The sequence below is a fragment of the Streptomyces sp. genome, from assembly GCF_031181705.1.
Lineage (GTDB): Bacteria > Actinomycetota > Actinomycetes > Streptomycetales > Streptomycetaceae > Streptomyces.
In genome coordinates this window covers 20,116-35,500 of sequence record NZ_JAPSKN010000031.1, presented here as the reverse complement: position 1 = coordinate 35,500, position 15,385 = coordinate 20,116, and the positions used below count along the sequence as shown (strand labels likewise).

The 15,385-nt window shown below is 72.1% G+C and carries 14 protein-coding genes; 4 read left to right on the top strand and 10 right to left on the bottom strand.

Translation table 11 applies throughout. The annotated features are described in order from the left end of the window. Positions 1–120: 120 nt before the first annotated feature. Entirely contained in the window at positions 121–1,050 is a 930-nt protein-coding gene (locus RIN80_RS09325; RefSeq protein ID WP_309095052.1) for a LysR family transcriptional regulator, read from the bottom strand. Positions 1,051–1,120: 70 nt separating this feature from the next. Between RIN80_RS09325 and RIN80_RS09320 the strand changes: the two genes are divergently transcribed. Next, positions 1,121–2,272, top strand: a complete 1,152-nt coding sequence (locus tag RIN80_RS09320; RefSeq protein ID WP_309095051.1) for a TDT family transporter — start codon at positions 1,121–1,123, stop codon at positions 2,270–2,272. On the opposite strand, the gene RIN80_RS09315 is transcribed toward RIN80_RS09320, so the two are convergent. From RIN80_RS09315 to RIN80_RS09300, 4 genes are all read right to left on the bottom strand, one after another. Further along, positions 2,184–2,903 (bottom strand): helical backbone metal receptor, encoded by a 720-nt coding sequence (locus tag RIN80_RS09315; RefSeq protein WP_309095050.1) that lies wholly within the window; start codon positions 2,901–2,903, stop codon positions 2,184–2,186. The genes RIN80_RS09320 and RIN80_RS09315 overlap by 89 nt on opposite strands. After that, entirely contained in the window at positions 2,900–3,472 is a 573-nt protein-coding gene (locus tag RIN80_RS09310; RefSeq protein ID WP_309095049.1) for an XRE family transcriptional regulator, read from the bottom strand. The genes RIN80_RS09315 and RIN80_RS09310 overlap by 4 nt, the downstream gene beginning before the upstream one ends. A 334-nt stretch (positions 3,473–3,806) precedes the next feature. Further along, a complete protein-coding gene (locus RIN80_RS09305) occupies positions 3,807–6,422 on the bottom strand; it encodes an ABC transporter permease/substrate binding protein (protein ID WP_309095048.1) in 2,616 nt (871 codons plus the stop codon). Continuing rightward, positions 6,415–7,506, bottom strand: coding sequence for a betaine/proline/choline family ABC transporter ATP-binding protein (locus RIN80_RS09300; protein WP_309095047.1), 1,092 nt, complete (start codon positions 7,504–7,506; stop codon positions 6,415–6,417). Before RIN80_RS09300 ends, RIN80_RS09305 begins: the two co-directional genes overlap by 8 nt. A 196-nt stretch (positions 7,507–7,702) precedes the next feature. On the opposite strand from RIN80_RS09300, the gene RIN80_RS09295 reads away from it, so the two are divergent. The 3 genes from RIN80_RS09295 to RIN80_RS09285 all read left to right on the top strand — a co-directional run bounded on the left by RIN80_RS09295 (position 7,703) and on the right by RIN80_RS09285 (position 10,636). Beyond that, positions 7,703–8,650 carry a 5'-3' exonuclease gene (locus tag RIN80_RS09295; RefSeq protein WP_309095060.1) on the top strand — a complete coding sequence of 316 codons (948 nt, stop codon included), beginning with the start codon at positions 7,703–7,705 and terminating at the stop codon, positions 8,648–8,650. 84 nt (positions 8,651–8,734) lie between these two features. After that, on the top strand, positions 8,735–9,577 hold the full coding sequence (locus RIN80_RS09290; protein WP_309095046.1) for a siderophore-interacting protein: 843 nt from the start codon (positions 8,735–8,737) through the stop codon (positions 9,575–9,577). Positions 9,578–9,634: 57 nt separating this feature from the next. After that, a complete protein-coding gene (locus tag RIN80_RS09285; RefSeq protein ID WP_309095045.1) occupies positions 9,635–10,636 on the top strand; it encodes an RluA family pseudouridine synthase in 1,002 nt (333 codons plus the stop codon). Here RIN80_RS09285 and RIN80_RS09280 read toward each other — a convergent pair. Genes RIN80_RS09280 through RIN80_RS09260 form a run of 5 tightly spaced genes read right to left on the bottom strand, consistent with a single transcriptional unit; the run spans position 10,630 to position 15,267 of the window. Continuing rightward, positions 10,630–12,159, bottom strand: a complete 1,530-nt coding sequence (locus RIN80_RS09280) for a cytochrome P450 (RefSeq protein WP_309095044.1) — start codon at positions 12,157–12,159, stop codon at positions 10,630–10,632. The two genes, RIN80_RS09285 and RIN80_RS09280, sit on opposite strands and share 7 nt — an antisense overlap. 58 nt (positions 12,160–12,217) lie before the next feature. Further along, positions 12,218–12,838, bottom strand: coding sequence for an ATP/GTP-binding protein (locus tag RIN80_RS09275; RefSeq protein ID WP_309095043.1), 621 nt, complete (start codon positions 12,836–12,838; stop codon positions 12,218–12,220). Continuing rightward, complete coding sequence (locus tag RIN80_RS09270; RefSeq protein WP_309095042.1) at positions 12,819–13,223, bottom strand: DUF742 domain-containing protein; 405 nt, start codon at positions 13,221–13,223, stop codon at positions 12,819–12,821. The genes RIN80_RS09275 and RIN80_RS09270 overlap by 20 nt, the downstream gene beginning before the upstream one ends. Continuing rightward, positions 13,220–13,627 (bottom strand): roadblock/LC7 domain-containing protein, encoded by a 408-nt coding sequence (locus RIN80_RS09265; RefSeq protein ID WP_010045319.1) that lies wholly within the window; start codon positions 13,625–13,627, stop codon positions 13,220–13,222. Before RIN80_RS09265 ends, RIN80_RS09270 begins: the two co-directional genes overlap by 4 nt. Continuing rightward, positions 13,624–15,267, bottom strand: coding sequence for an ATP-binding protein (locus RIN80_RS09260; RefSeq protein WP_309095041.1), 1,644 nt, complete (start codon positions 15,265–15,267; stop codon positions 13,624–13,626). Before RIN80_RS09260 ends, RIN80_RS09265 begins: the two co-directional genes overlap by 4 nt. Positions 15,268–15,385 lie beyond the last annotated feature (118 nt).

Sequence of the window (15,385 nt, the reverse complement as noted above, 5' to 3'; positions counted from 1 at the left end):
GCGCCGCGGCAACCCGCGCCCGGCCGACGCCTCGGGCGGGCAGGCCGGGGTCAGCGGTCCGGTGCCGCCCGGCTTCCGAGGGGCGGCACCGGACTCCCCCGCACGACACCGGCCGGGCACCTAGTCCCGCGTCAGCGACAGCAGGTCGCGGGCCGGGCCCGTGGGGCGGTGCCCCGTCGGCCACACCGCGCGCAGGTCCCGCGCCAGGGCCACCCCGGCCACCGGCACCCGCACCAGCCGCCGCATCGCCAGTTCCTCCCCGACCGCCAGCTCGCTCAGCACGGCCGGTCCGGCCCCGCTGACCGCCGCGGCCTTCACCGCGGTCGTCGAGGACAGCTCGATCAGCGGCCGGGCCAGCCCGCCCAGCGCCGCGTCCAGCACCTGGCGCGTCCCGGAGCCCTTCTCCCGCAGGATCAGCGGTGTCGACGCCAGCTCCTCGGCCGCCACCGGCCGTCCGCGGCGGCCCCATGGGTGTCCCGGTGCCGTGACCACTATCAGCCGGTCGTGGGCGATGACGACCGAGTCCAGCCCGGTCGGCACCGTCAGGCCCTCCACGAAGCCCAGGTCCGCCTCGTCCGACAGCAACCGCTCCGCGACCACCGTGGAGTTGCCCGCGTGCAGGGACACCGCCGTGTCGGGCCGCTGCGCCCGCAGCGCGAGCAGCCACCCCGGCAGCAGGTACTCCGCGATCGTCATGCTCGCCGCCACCCGCAGCCGCGAGTCACGGCGGTCGCGCAGCGCCTGCGCCCCGGCGTCGAACGCCTCCGCCGCCTCCACGATCCGCCGCGCCCAGTCCGTCACCAGCGCACCGGCGTCGGTGAGCCGGGACCCGCGGGGCGAGCGGTCCACCAGCGCCACGCCGAGCTGCCGCTCCATCGACCGGATCCGGCTGCTGGCCGCGGGCTGGGTGATACCGACCTCCCGCGCCGCCCCGCCGAGACTGCCGACCCGCGCCACCGCCAGCAGCAGCTCCAGGGCGCCGAGGTCCGGCACCCGGTGCGCAAGGGACCCGGCGACCGACGGACCGGCCTGCTCCTCCGTGTTGCTCATAAAGCCAGCTTATGTCGCCATAGAGGCGAACTCCCTGGTGGTGTGCCTCCCCCGGCCCGACCGTGGACTCATGGTCACCGCAGCCCCGCCCGCCGCGTACCCGCTGTCCGTCCGGCATCTCGGGCCCAACTGGTACGCCACCGTCATGGGCACGGCCGTCGTGGCCACCGCAGGAGCCGCTCTCCCGACGCGCCTCCCCGGGCTGCGCGGCGTCCTCGCCGGTGTGTGGGCCCTCTCCCTCGTGCTGCTCCTGGCCCTGCTCCTGGCCCGGTCGGCACACTGGGCCCGCCACCGCGACCAGGCCCGCGCCCACCTGCTCGACCCGGCGACGGCGCCCTTCTACGGCTGCCTCGCCATGGCCCTGCTCGCCGTCGGCGGCGGTGCCCTCGCCGTCGGCCGGGACGTGATCGGCCTGCGGGCCGCGGTGGCGCTCGACGCCGTGCTGTTCACCGCCGGTACGGCCGTCGGACTGGCCGCCGCCGTGGCCGTTCCGTACCTGATGGCCGTACGCCACCGGGTGGAGCCGGGGCAGGCCACGCCGGTGTGGCTGCTGCCGCTGGTCGCGCCCATGGTGTCGGCCGCCGTGGGACCGCGACTGGTGCCGCATCTGCCTCCGGGCCAGGCCCGGGAGACGCTGTTGCTGCTCTGCTTCGCGCTGTTCGGACTCAGTCTGCTCGCGACCCTGCTCATGCTGCCCCTGGTCTTCGCCCGGCTGCTCACCGGCGGGCCGCTGCCCCTCGCCCTCACCCCGACGCTGTTCCTGGTGCTGGGCCCGCTCGGCCAGTCCACGACCGCCGTCGGCGCCTTCGCGGACATCGCCCCCGGGGTCGTACCGGAGCCGTACAGCCAGGGCTTCGGCGCCCTCGCCGTGCTCTACGGCGTGCCCGTCATGGGGTTCGCGCTGCTGTGGTCCTGCCTGGCCGGCGCCCATGTGTGGCGTGCCCGGCGGCAGGGGATGCGGTTCGCGATGACCTGGTGGTCGTTCACCTTCCCGGTCGGCACCTGCGTCACGGGCGCCGAGGCGCTGGGACGGCACACCGGGCTGGTGGCCTACGCGGGGCCGGCGGTCGTGCTGTACGGGGTGCTGGTCGCCGCCTGGGGCACGGCCGTCGTGGGCACCGTGCGCGGGCTGGTCAGGGGCGAGCTGCTCGCAGGGCCCGGCGCAGCACCCGCGGCGCCTCGGCCAGCGACGGCCCGTACCACGTCAGGTGCCGTCCGCTGACGAGCGCGCACGGCAGGCCGGGGAAGGCCTCGGGTCCGTCGTCCGCCGTGAAGCGGTACGGCTCGTCCGGCAGGACCACCACGTCCGGCGCCGCCGCGCGCAGCTCCTCCAGCGGCACGCGGGGATAGCGCTCGGGGTGCCCCGCGTGCACGTGGTCCACACCGAGGCGGGCCAGCACGTCTCCGGCGAAGGTGTCGCGGCCCAGGACCATCCACGGACGGCGCCAGACCGGCACGACCGCCGTGCGGCGGACCTCCGGCGGCGGCAGGGCCGACCAGGTCTCCTCCGCCTCGTCCAGCCAGCGGGGCCGGGCCGTGACCCCGCAGGCGTGCAGGACCCGCTCGAGTTCTGGGAAGGCCTGCGGCACGTCGCGGACCTCCGTCACCAGGACCTCGACGCCCGCCGCGCGCAGGACCGCCAGGTCGGGCTCGCGGTTCTCCTCCTCGTTGGCGATGACGAGGTCGGGCGCGAGGGAGACGATCCGGTCGGTCTTCGGGTTCTTGGTGCCGCCGACACGGACGACGTCCAGGTCCGGCGGATGCGTGCACCAGTCGGTGGCACCGGCCAGGACGCCGGGCGCGGACCGGGCCACCGCCTCGGTCAGCGAGGGGACGAGCGAGACGGCCCTCACCGGCGTGGCCGGTCCCGGACCGCCTCGATGTGCTCCGCCACGGCGACGACGATCAGCCGTGTGTCCGACTCCGTCGCCCGCCAGCGGTGCCGAACGCCGCCGGTGAGGTACAGCGTGTCGCCGCGGCCGAGCCGGTAGGCGCGGCCCTCGGCCTCGATCTCCACGGCCCCGTCGGCGACGTACATCAACTGGTCGTTGCGGTACTGGAATTCGCGGCCCGCGTCATGGTCACCGATGAACTCCGAGGCGTGCATCTGGTGGTGGCCGCGCACCAGGGACCGGGTCCGCGGCCGGGGGGACGGCGGCTCGGTGGCGTCGGCGCGGACGACGTCCACGCTGCACGCCGGATCGGCCGCGGCGAGGAGTTCGACGGCGGTGGTGCGCAGGGCGTCGGCGACCTTCTCCAGGGAACTGGTGCTGGGCCGCGCCCGGTCGTTCTCGATCTGGCTCAGGAACGGAACCGACAGGCCGCTGCGCTCGGCCACGACGGCGAGGGTGAGCTCCAGCGCGCGGCGCCGCCGGCGCACGGCCGCGCCCACCCGCAGGGGCTGCTCTTTGTGGTCGCCCATCGCTCCGGCTCCCTCCTTCGCCCGTCGATCCGCGTCCCGTGCGCCGATGGCGCGGCGCACGGCTCCTGCTGAGTTGTCTGCACCCTACGCATGTCCGGCAAACCGTTCCCCGAGCCCGTCACATCGACGTCATCCGGGGTGGGACGCGACCTCACGTTCACGCCAGGAGATCCGCCGCCCGGAGGCCGGGACGGGGATTCCTCCTCCGGGAGGAACAGGGAGGGAAAGGGACTTGAGGGGGTGGTGTAGCGCTCTGTGGTTGTCCGGATCCTGACCGTGGATCCAGGGGGTGCGGGGCGGGACGCGGGCGTGTCGCGCGTCCCACCCCGGAACCCTACTGCGGTGTCATCCGGTTCACCATCTCCGGGTGCCGCTTCAGCCACGCGGCGACGGCCTCCTCCTCATGGCCCTGGCCGCGGTCCTTGATCTCGCTCTCCAGGCTGCCGAGCTCCTCCTCGCTCATCCTGAAGTTCTTGATCCACTTCGTGAGCTGCGGGTACCGCTCGGGGAACTCCTCGTGGGAGATGGTGCGGATCGTGTTGCCCTCGCCGAAGGCCTTCTTCGGGTCCTTCAGCTTGGTCAGCTCGTAGTCGCTGTACGCCCAGTGCGGCGACCACAGGGTGACGGCGATCGGCTCCTTCTCGGCGTAGGCGCGCTTCAGCTCGGCCAGCATGGCCGGGGTGGAGCCGTCGACGACCTCGTACTCCTCGTCGAGGCCGTAGCCGGGCAGGACCTTGTTCTTCAGCAGGTCCATCTCGCCGGTGCCGGGCTCGATGCCGATGATCTTCCCGTTGAAGGTGCCGGCCTTGCCCTTGAGGTCCTCCAGGGAGTCGACGCCCTTCACGTACGACGGCACCGCGATCTCCAGGGAGGTCGGTTCGTACCAGGTGCCGAGGTCCTTGAGCCGGTCCTTGTTCTTGTCCCAGTAGTTCTTCTGGGCGTGGGGCAGCCAGGCGTCGAAGTTGAGGTCGATGTCGCCCGAGGCGAGGCCGGTGTAGACGGGGCCGACGTCCATCTGCTTCAGGTTCATCCTGTAGCCGCGACGCTCCAGGACGTTCTTCCACAGGTAGGTGACGGCGATGTCCTCGTCCCAGGGGAACCAGGCGACGTCCAGCGGCCGCTCGGCCTCGGCGGGGGTGGCGCCGGCGTTGGGCACCGGGGCCATCCTGTCGGCGTAGCCGGGGTGCCGCTTCAGCCAGGCGCGGACGGCGTCCTGCTGCCGGCCCTTGCCCGCCTTGTTGATCTCGGCTTCGAGGCTGGTGAGGTCCTTCTCGCTCATCTCGAAGTCCTTCAGCCACCCGGCGACCGTCGGGTCGTCGTCGGCGAAGCCCTTGCGGGACAGGGTGTGCACGCCGTCGCCCTCGCCCCAGGCGCCCTTGGGGTCCTCGAGCTTCTTCAGGTCGTAGTCGCTGTACGCCCAGTGCGGCGACCAGAGCGTGACGACGATCGGCTTCTTCTGGGCGTACGCGCGCTTGAGCTCGGCCAGCATCGCCGGCGTGGAGCTGTCGACGACCTCGTACTCCTTGTCCAGGCCGTACTCCTTGAGGACCTTGCTCTTGAGCAGGGCCATCTCGCCTGCGCTGGACTCGATGCCGGTGATCCTGCCGCCGAACCGCGACGCCTTGCCCTTCAGGTCCTCCAGGGAGTCGACGCCCTTCATGTAGGAGGGCACGGACAGTTCCAGGGACGTCTTGTCGTACCAGGCACCGAGGTCGTCGAGCTGCTTGCCGTACTTCTTCCAGTACTGGGCGTGGGTCGTGGGCAGCCAGGCGTCGGTCTGGAAGTCGACGTCGCCCTGGGCGAGCGAGGTGTACAGGGGGCCCGCGTCGAACTGCTTGGCCTCGACCTGGTAGCCGCGCCGTTCCAGGACCTCCTTCCACAGGAAGGTGGAGGCGACGCCCTCGTCCCAGGGGATGTAACCGATGCTGATCTTCTTGCCCTGGCCGACGTTGCTGCCGTCGCCCGCGGCCTCGGTGCCGGTCCTGCCGCCGCCGAGGACGCCCATGCCGCCCGCGGCGAGCGCGAGGACGACGACGCCGATCACGGCGACGACCGGGCGGGGCCGGTAGGACCAGATCTTCAGCCCCTGCGCGGCGCGCAGCCGGGCGGCGGCGCGGCGGCCGAGCGGGGAGACCTGGGTGCCGAGCGCACTGGTCATGCGGTCGAGGTAGATCGCGAGGATCACGATGGCCACGCCGGCCTCGGAGCCGAGCCCGACGTTGAGCTGGCCGATGGCCTCGTTCACGTCGCCGCCGAGGCCGCCGGTGCCGACCATGCCGGCGATCGCGGCCATGGACAGGCCCAGCATGATGACCTGGTTGACGCCGGCCATGACGGTGGGCAGGGCGAGCGGGAGCTGGACGCGCAGCAGCGTGTTGCGGGGCGTGGTGCCGAACGCCTCGGCCGCCTCGACCAGTTCCTTGTCGACCTGCCGGATGCCCAGCTCGGTCATGCGCACGCCGGGGGCGAGCGCGAAGATCAGGGTGGCGACGATGCCCGCGGGGGCGCCCGTGCCGAAGAACAGGATCGCCGGGATGAGGTAGATCATCGCGGGCAGCGTCTGCATGAAGTCCAGCACGGGCCGGACCAGACCGCTGACGCGGTCCGAGCGGGCGGCCCAGATGCCCACGGGCAGGGCGATCACCAGGGCGATGACGGTCGCCACGAGGACGAGCGCCAGGGTGATCATCGCGTTCTCCCACAGCTCGAGGGAGTCGATGAACGCGAACCCGGCGAAGGCGAGGACACCGGCGAGGGTGCCGCGCAGCCAGAAGGCGAGCACGGCGAAGATGCCGGCGAGGAGCAGCGGTTCCGGGGCCTGGAGGACGGCGTTGATGCCGTCGTAGAGGCCGAGGAAGACGGTCTTGCAGAAGTCGAACAGCCACGCCATGTGGGTGGTGAGCCAGTCGACCGCGTCGTTGACCCAGGTGCCGAGCTGGATCCTAGGCACGGGCGGTCACCTTCTCTCCGCCCTTGTCGCGCGGGGAGTCGCAGGGCTGCGGGGCGGTGCCCTCCTCGTCGCCGAGGAAGCCGACCAGCCGTTGCCGCGGGACGACGCCGATCTGCCTGTTGTCCCGGTCCACGACCGGGACCGGGTGGGTGAGCCGGGCGCTGATCGCGCACAGCTCGGTGAACGGGGTGTCGGGCGTGGCGGTCTCGCAGTGGCAGCCCGGGTCGTCGGCGGTGACCGAGGGGTCCATGAGTTCCCCGGCGGTCAGGACGCGGGAGCGGTCGACGTCCTGGGTGAAGGAGGCGACGTAGTCGTTGGCGGGCCGCAGCAGGATGTCCTGGGCGGTGCCGTTCTGGACGACGCGGCCGTCGCGCATGACGGCGATGCGGTCGCCCAGGCGCATGGCCTCGTTCAGGTCGTGGGTGATGAAGACGATCGTCTTCTTGAGCTTCTGCTGGAGCTCCAGCAGCTGGTCCTGCATGTCGCGGCGGATCAGCGGGTCCAGGGCGCTGAAGGACTCGTCCATCAGCAGCAGGTCGGCGTCCGTGGCCAGTGCCCGGGCGAGGCCGACGCGCTGCTGCATGCCGCCGGACAGTTCGTCGGGCCAGGACTTCTCCCAGCCGGCCAGGCCGCACAGGGCGAGCGCCTCGTCGGCGCGGCGTTCGCGCTCGGCGCGGGGCACGCCCTGCACTTCCAGACCGTAGGCGGCGTTCTCGCGGACGCTGCGGTGCGGGAAGAGCGCGAAGTGCTGGAAGACCATGCTGATCTTCTTCGAGCGGACCCCGCGCAGCTCGCGGTCGCTCAGTGCGGTCAGGTCCTGGCCGTCGAAGCGCACGTGTCCGGCGGTCGGTTCGAGCAGGCCGTTCAGCATGCGCAGCAGGGTCGACTTGCCGGAGCCGGACAGCCCCATGACGACGAAGATCTGCCCCGGCTCGACCGTGAAGGACGCGTCGATCACCGCGGCGGTCGCGCCCTCGGCACGCAGGTCCTCGCGGTCGGCGCCGTCGCGGAGCCGCTCGACCGCCCGCTCCGGTCTCCTGCCGAACACCTTGTACAGGCTCTCTGCCTCAAGGGTCGCTGACACGTGCACCTCTATTTCCTCGGCAACAGAAACAGAGCGAGGGCAGGGCGCAACAGTGGACATGCGCAATCAGCCTCGCTCCGGGGCGGCGCCTCCCCCCGTTCCCCGGGGGCAAACTCGGAAGTGGGCCGCATCACACGGGGCGCGCTCTGCGCAACGCGTTGCGCGACGCGACCGGCTGTCGGTGGCGTACGGCATGATGCGTGGCGTGACCGGACGACTGATGCTCCTCGACACCGCCTCCCTGTACTTCCGCGCCTACTTCGGCGTGCCCGAGTCGGTCAAGGCACCGGACGGTACGCCGGTGAACGCCGTGCGCGGCCTGCTCGACTTCATCGACCGCCTGGTCAAGGACCACCGGCCGGACGCCCTGGTGGCCTGCATGGACGCCGACTGGCGCCCGCAGTGGCGGGTGGAGCTGATCCCCTCCTACAAGGCCCACCGCGTCGCCGAGGAGCGCGCGGCCGGCCCGGACGAGGAGGAGGTGCCCGACACGCTCTCGCCGCAGGTGCCGGTCATCGAGGCCGTGCTGGACGCGGTGGGTATCGCGCGCGTGGGCGTCGCGGGGTACGAGGCGGACGACGTGATCGGCACGTTCACGGCGCGGGCGACGGGCCCGGTCGACATCGTCACGGGCGACCGCGACCTGTACCAGCTGGTGGACGACGCGCGCGGGGTGCGCGTGCTGTACCCGCTGAAGGGCGTGGGCTCGCTCCAGCTCACCGATGAGGCGGTGCTGCGTGCGAAGTATGGGGTCGGCGGGAGCGGGTACGCGGATCTGGCCCTGCTGCGTGGCGACCCCAGCGACGGACTGCCGGGGGTGCCGGGCATCGGCGAGAAGACGGCCGCGAAGCTGCTGGCGGAGTTCGGGGACCTGCCCGGGATCCTGGCGGCGGTCGAGGACCGGCGGTCGAGGCTGACGCCGACGCAGCGCAGGCGCCTGGACGAGTCGCGCCCGTACCTCGCGGTCGCGCCGAAGGTGGTCCGGGTCGCGGACGACGTGCCGCTCCCGGACGTCTCGACGGCGCTGCCGCGGACCCCGCGCGACCCGGCGGCGCTGGAGACGCTGGCGGCCCGCTGGGGACTGGGCGGGTCCCTGGAGCGTCTGCTGACGACGCTGGCGGCGGGAGTGCGGGTAAGTGACTGATGCGACCTTCGTGTTCGAGAGGTGGGAAACGGGGGCGGGGTGCTAACTTAGGTAACCCTAACTAGGCGACACAGGGAGGCCCTCATGGCAGAGCGACCGGGACGCCAGCCGCGCAAGCCGCATTCCGCTCAGGTCGTGCGCACCGAACGGCTGACCCCGCACATGCAGCGTGTGGTGCTCGGCGGCGAGGGCCTCGCCGACTTCGCTGCGGACACGTGCACCGACCACTATGTGAAGCTGCTGTTCCCACCGGCGGGCGTGACCTACCCGGAGCCGTTCGACCTGCAGCGCGTCCGCGAGGAGCTGCCACGCGAACAGTGGCCGGTGACCCGGACGTACACGGTGCGCCAGTGGGACGCCGAGCACCGGGAGCTGACGCTGGACTTCGTGATCCACGGGGACGAGGGCCTGGCCGGTCCGTGGGCCACGCGGGTCCAGCCGGGTGAGACGGTGCGCTTCATGGGACCCGGCGGGGCCTACGCACCCGATCCGCAGGCCGACTGGCACCTGCTCGTCGGCGACGAGAGCGCGCTGCCCGCGATCGCCCGCGCCCTGGAGGCCTTGCCGCGCGGGGCGAGGGCGCACGCCTTCGTGGAGATCTCCGGCCCCGAGGAGGAGCAGAAGATCGACTCGGACGTGGACGTCGTCTGGCTGCACCGCGGTGCCGGGCCCCGCGGCGAGGCGCTGGTCGAGGCCGTGCGGGACCTGGAGTTCCCCGCAGGCCGGGTGCATGCCTTCGTCCACGGCGAGGCGCACTTCGTGAAGGAGCTGCGCCGTCTGCTGCGGGTCGAGCGCGGCATCCCGCGCGAGGACCTGTCGATCTCCGGCTACTGGCGCCTCGGCCACAACGAGGACGGCTGGCAGGCGTCGAAGCGGGAGTGGAACGCCCGCATCGAGGCGGAACAGGAGAACGCGCCCGCGGCGTGAGCGGGCCGGGGCGGTACCGGGCCGGCGAGAAGCGGGCCACCCGTACGCTGGACCGCGATGAGACGCAAGACCCGCACCCCGCCCTCTCCCCTGCCGCAGCGCCACGGCGTGGACCCGGTACGGGTGCGCCTGCCGGCCACCGGCTCGTGGGCCACCGTGCGCGAGCATCTGGTGGAACGGCTCACCGGGGCGGGCGACGGAACCGTCGACGGACTGTTCGAGGCCGGGCTGATCGTCGGGGCGGACGGACGGCCGGTCCCGGCCGACGCGCCCTACGTGCCCGGGATGTTCGTGTGGTTCCACCGCGAACTGCCCGACGAGGTGCCCGTGCCGTTCCCGCTGGAGATCGTGCACCGGGACGAGCACATCGTCGTCGCCGACAAGCCGCACTTCCTCGCCACCACGCCGCGCGGCGGCCATGTCGCCGAGACCGCGCTGGCCCGGCTCCGCCGGAAGCTGGACCTGCCCGCACTCACCGCCGCACACCGGCTGGACCGGCTCACCGCCGGGCTCGTGCTGTTCACCGTGCGCCCCGGGGAGCGCGGCGCGTACCAGACGCTGTTCCGTGACCGGCGGGTCCGCAAGGAGTACGAGGCCGTCGCCCCCCACGACCCCGCCCTCGCCGTCCCGCGCACCGTACGCAGCCGGATCGTCAAGGAGCGCGGGATGCTGACCGCCCGGGAGGTGCCGGGCGAGCCGAACGCGGAGAGCCGCGTCGAACTCCTCGGGCACCGCCCCGCCGGAAGCGCCGCGCAGGGCCCGGGCGGACTCGCCCGGTACCGGCTGGTCCCCGCCACCGGGCAGACCCACCAGCTGCGGGTGCACATGACCGCGCTGGGCGTGCCGATCCTCGGCGATCCGCTCTATCCCGAGGTGACCGGTCCGGTACCGGCCGGCGACTTCCGCCGCCCGCTGCAACTCCTGGCCCGGACCCTTGAGTTCACCGACCCGGTCACGGGCGAGGAGCACCGGTTCCGCAGCGGCCGGACGCTCGCGGCCTGGACGTCGTACGACCGGTGGGCCGCCGGGACGTACGACGGCCCGCGGGACGGTCAGTAGCCGCGCCACCAGAGCAGGAAGCGCTGCCAGACACCCTTGCGGCGCACCGGCTCCGCGGCCGCGGGCTGCGGAAGCACCGGGACGGGCTGCGGCTGCACCGGAGCCGGCTCGGGCTGGGGCTGGGGCTGGGACTGGGGCCGGAGCTGCGCGGCCGCCGGGGCGGGCTGCGGATCCGGCTGCGAGATGCTGATCTGCCAGTCGGCACGCTGGGTGGGCACCGCCTTGTGGTGCGGCGTCTCCGACACGTCCTGCGGCGGCTTGGGCGAGAACTGCACGGGCAGTTCCACCAGGTGCCGCGAGGCGATGGACGCCGTCCAGCGCAGCTCGTCCTGGTCGCAGTCGAGCTCGACGTCCGGCAGCCGCAGCAGCAGCGCGTCGACGCCGACGTCGGCGATGGAGCGGCCGATGTCCTGGCCCGGGCACTCGTGCGGCCCGCCGCCGAACGCCAGGTGGGACCGGTTGCCCTGCATGCTGGCCTTCAGGTCGGGCCGCACCCGCGGGTCGACGTTCGCCGGGAGCGGGGCGAACAGCAGTCCGTCACCCCGGCGGATACGCTGCCCACCGAGCTCCGTCTCCTGCTTGGCGAAGTACGCGAAGACCGTGCTGAACGGCGGCTCGTTCCACAGCGACTGTTCCACCGCCTCCGGCACCGTCATCTGGCCCCCGTTGAGCTGAGCCCGGAAGCGCGGGTCGATCAGCACCGTCAGCAGGACGTTGGACAGCAGGTTCGTGGTGGCCTCGTAGGCGGCGAAGAGGACCAGGCGCAGGTGCTCCCTGACCTCGTCGTCGGTCAGCCGGGCCGGGTGCGTGATCAGGTAGCTGGCGAGGTCCTCCTCCGGCTGGGCGCGGCGCCGGGCGGTGAGCCGGCTGAGCGCCTCCATGACGTAGGTGTGGCTGGCGATGGCGGTCTCGGTGCCCTTGAGCGCGTCGCGGGCACACTCCACGAGCCGGTCGTCGTACTCGTCGGGCATGCCGAGGATCTCGCACATCACGGCCATCGGCAGGTGCTCGGTGAACTGGCCGACGAGGTCGGCCTCGCCCTGCTCGCAGAAGCGGTTGACGATGGCCTGTGTGCTGCGGTTGATGTAGCGGCGAAGGCTGCGGAAGTCGATGGTCGAGATCGCGCCCATGACCGCGCCGCGCAGCCGCTTGTGCTCGTCGCCCTCGGCGTGCGAGGCGATGGGCTGCCAGGCGATGTGCGGCATCAGCGGGTGGTCGGGCTTGACCAGCCCCTCCCGCAGCGGGGTCCAGATACGGCTGTCCCGGCAGAACTGCGAGGGCGAGCGCACCATGTGCAGGTTCTCGGTGTGGCCGAGGACGATCCAGATCGGTACGTCGTCGTGGAGCAGCACGGGCGCGACGGGGCCGTGTTCCTCCCGCAGTTTCTCGTACAGCGCTCCCAGGTCCTCCGACTCGTGCAGCCGGTGCAGCCCCCCGGGCCCGAGGCCGTGCGCGGGGCAGCCGGGGGGCGGATCGAGCCGGGGTCCGTCCGTACCGGTCCGGGCGTGGGATTCAGGCGTCACAGTGGTCGCTCCGAGGCTTTCCAGATGTCTGGGGGAAGTGGGTGGGGGGCGAACGGGATCAGGTGGACGCGCCCTGCATGGCGAGCGAGTGCAGGAAGCGCATCAGCGTCATCAGGACGTCCCGGCTGGAGGCCCGGCGGCGTGCGTCGCACTCCATGATCGGGATGTCCGGGGTGAGGTCGAGGGCCGCGCGCAGCTCCTCGATGTCGTAACGGGGCGCGTCGGGGAAGGTGTTGACGGCGACCACGAAGGGCACGCCGCGCTCCTCCAGGCGCCCCATGACGTCGAAGCTCACCTCCAGCCGGCGGGTGTCGACCAGGACCACCGCGCCGAGCGCGCCCTCGAACAGGCCGTTCCACAGGAACCAGAAGCGCTGCTGTCCGGGCGTGCCGAACAGGTACAGCACGAGCTGCTCGGTGATGCTGATGCGGCCGAAGTCCATGGCGACGGTGGTGGCCGTCTTGGACGCGGAGCCGAAGTTGTCGTCGACACCGATGCCGGCCTGCGTCATGGTCTCCTCGGTGGTCAGCGGTGTGATCTCGCTGACCGAGCCGACCATGGTCGTCTTGCCGACGCCGAAGCCACCCGCGATCACGATCTTGGCCGCGGCCTGTGCCGTGTGGGGCAGCTGGTCCTCGGCCCGGGGGCCCGGGATGGTGTCAGAGCCTTTGAAGTCCATTCATCACCGCTTCGAGAAGGGAACGGTCGGAACGCGCCTTGCGGACGATCGGGGCGCGCGCCTGTACCAGTTCTGCCGTCAGCATCTCGGTGAGCAGCACGCCCATCGCGCTGAACGGCAGGTGGAGGTAGGCCGACAGCTCGGCCACGGACAGCGGGGCGGCGCAGAGCCGGAGCAGCGCCGCCTGCTCGGGGGAGGCGGAGGGCGGCGGGTCCGTGGCCCGCGCCACGATTAAGGTCACCAGATCGAGTTCGGCCCGTTCTCCGTCCGGGCCCGCGACCACGTACATCCGCTCGGGGTTCTTGACCTTCCCCTCGCCCTGCTGGGCCGGCTGCGGAGGCGGTTCGGGTGCGGGGCTGCGCCTCTGGCGTTGCGGAGGGGTCATACGATCTGCCCGTTGCGCCGGGGCGGACTGGTCAGGTGGCCGCCGATCCGGACGACGAGGTCACGCATCATCGCGCTCATCCGGCCGGGTTCGCAGCGCACGTCGGAGAGCACCGCGAGGAAGGCGTTGGCCCCCGCGTTCATCAGGTAGAAGTAGCCGCGGTCGATCTCGATCATGACGAGCTTCATCTCGCCGTCGCCGACGGTCAGTTCCTGGCAGACGCTGCTCGCCAGGGACTGCAGGCCGGCGCAGGCCGCGGCGACCCGGTCGGCCGCGTCGGGCTCGCCGCCGTAGCGGGCGATGCGCAGGCCGTCGGCGGAGAGCACCACGATCATCTCGATGCCCGGCACGCCGTCGGCGAGTTGCTTGAGCATCCAGTCGAAGTTGCCTCGCTGCTGGATCACTTGAGATCCCCCTCGTCATCGGCCTCGGTGGGGGCCGGGTCGTTGAGCAGGTGCAGGTACTTGGTGGGGTTGCGGATGAAGTCGGTCGGGTGGGTGCCGGGCTCGATGCCCTGCTTGAGCCCCTCCCAGAAGGCCTCAAGGCCCTTGCCGGGGGCGTCGGGGGCGCTCATGTCGCGCAGCGGCGGCACCTCGGGCTCCTTGGCCGCGGCCCACGGGTTGTACTCGCCGCGCTCCTCGGCCTCGCGGTCCTCCTTCTCGTAGGCGGCCTGCTGGGCGAGCCGTTCGGCGAGGGGCACCTTCACCCGGCTGCGGCGCTGCGGCAGGCCGTTCGCCGTCCATTCGGTGACCTCGGGGACGTCGTCGTCCTCCAGGGAGACCGTGGCGGGGAGCTTCGGCATGGTGGGACGGCGCTTCTTGGGGGTGCGCTTGGGCCCCTCGGGGATGCCGACCGTCATGGGGATGCCGGTGGCGCCGATGCCGTGGGCGAGGCCGACACCGGGCGCGTGGGTGATCATCTCGCTCGGCACGATGAGGATGGCCCGGACCCCGCCGTAGGCGGAGGCGCGCAGGGAGACCTCCATGTTGTACGCCGTGCACAGACGGCCCACGACGGCCAGTCCCAGACGCGGGTGCTCGCCGATGTCCTGGAGGTCGACGCCGGCCTTGGCGGCCTCCAGCATGCCCTCGATCCGGGTCCTGGCCTCCTCGTTGAGGTTGACGCCGCCGTCCTCGATCTCGATGCAGACGCCGGTCTGCACCTCGGTGGCGGTGACGTGGACCTTGGTCTGGGGCGGCGAGTAGCGCGTGGCGTTGTCGAGGAGTTCGGCGGCGGCGTGGATGACCGGCTCGACGTAGATGCCCTTGACGCTGACCTTCGCGATGGAGGCCAGCTGGATGCGCCGGTACTCCAGGATGCGGGACATGGCGCCGCGCAGCGTGCTGTAGAGGGACACCGGCTCGGGCCACTGGCGGCCGGGGCGGCCGCCGCCGAGGACGGAGACGGAGTCGGCGAGGCGGCCGATCAGGGCGTTGCCGTGGTCGATGCGCAGCAGGTCGTCGAAGACCTCGGGGTTGCGGCCGTGGTCCTCCTCCATCTCCCGCAGTTCCTGGGCCTGCTGGTGGATGATCGCCTGGACGCGGCGGGCGACCGTGACGAAGGACCGCGCGGCGGCGTCCCGCATGACCACTTCGTGGTCGACGATCTTCAGGGCCGTCAGCAGGGTCTCGTGCAGCGGCTTCGGCAGGTCGCGGTACTCGGGGTGGCGCAGGCCGAGCTTGCGAATCGCCTCTCTGGGGGATTCTCCGGTGTGCAGCAGGTTGAGCGCGGCGGGGAAGATCTCCCGGGAGAAGCGCAGGAACTCCTTCTCGTGGGCGGCGATCCGCTGTTCCAGCAACGCGCTGTGACGGGCGTGCTCATCCTGCTGCCTGCGCATCGCACGGCCGCGACGCACCGCTACGACCGCCATGGCGAGGACCAGCACCGTGGCGAGGCCACCCAGCCAGCCGACGGCGGGCCGGGCCGGCGCCGACACCAGGGCGACAGCGGCTCCGGTCGCCGCGGCCATCGTTATGGCGGGCAGCAACAGCAGGCGCGCGTAAGGGAGTTCACCGCGAACAGGGGGGGATTGAACACTCACCATGTAGGCCTTCTGACAGGAGTCGGCTGGGGTTCGGGGGAACGTGCAGAGGGGTATGTCATGAAACCGTTGGACTTTCCACACATGGGGGAACAAGCGCACGAATTCACCTCAAGCCGGT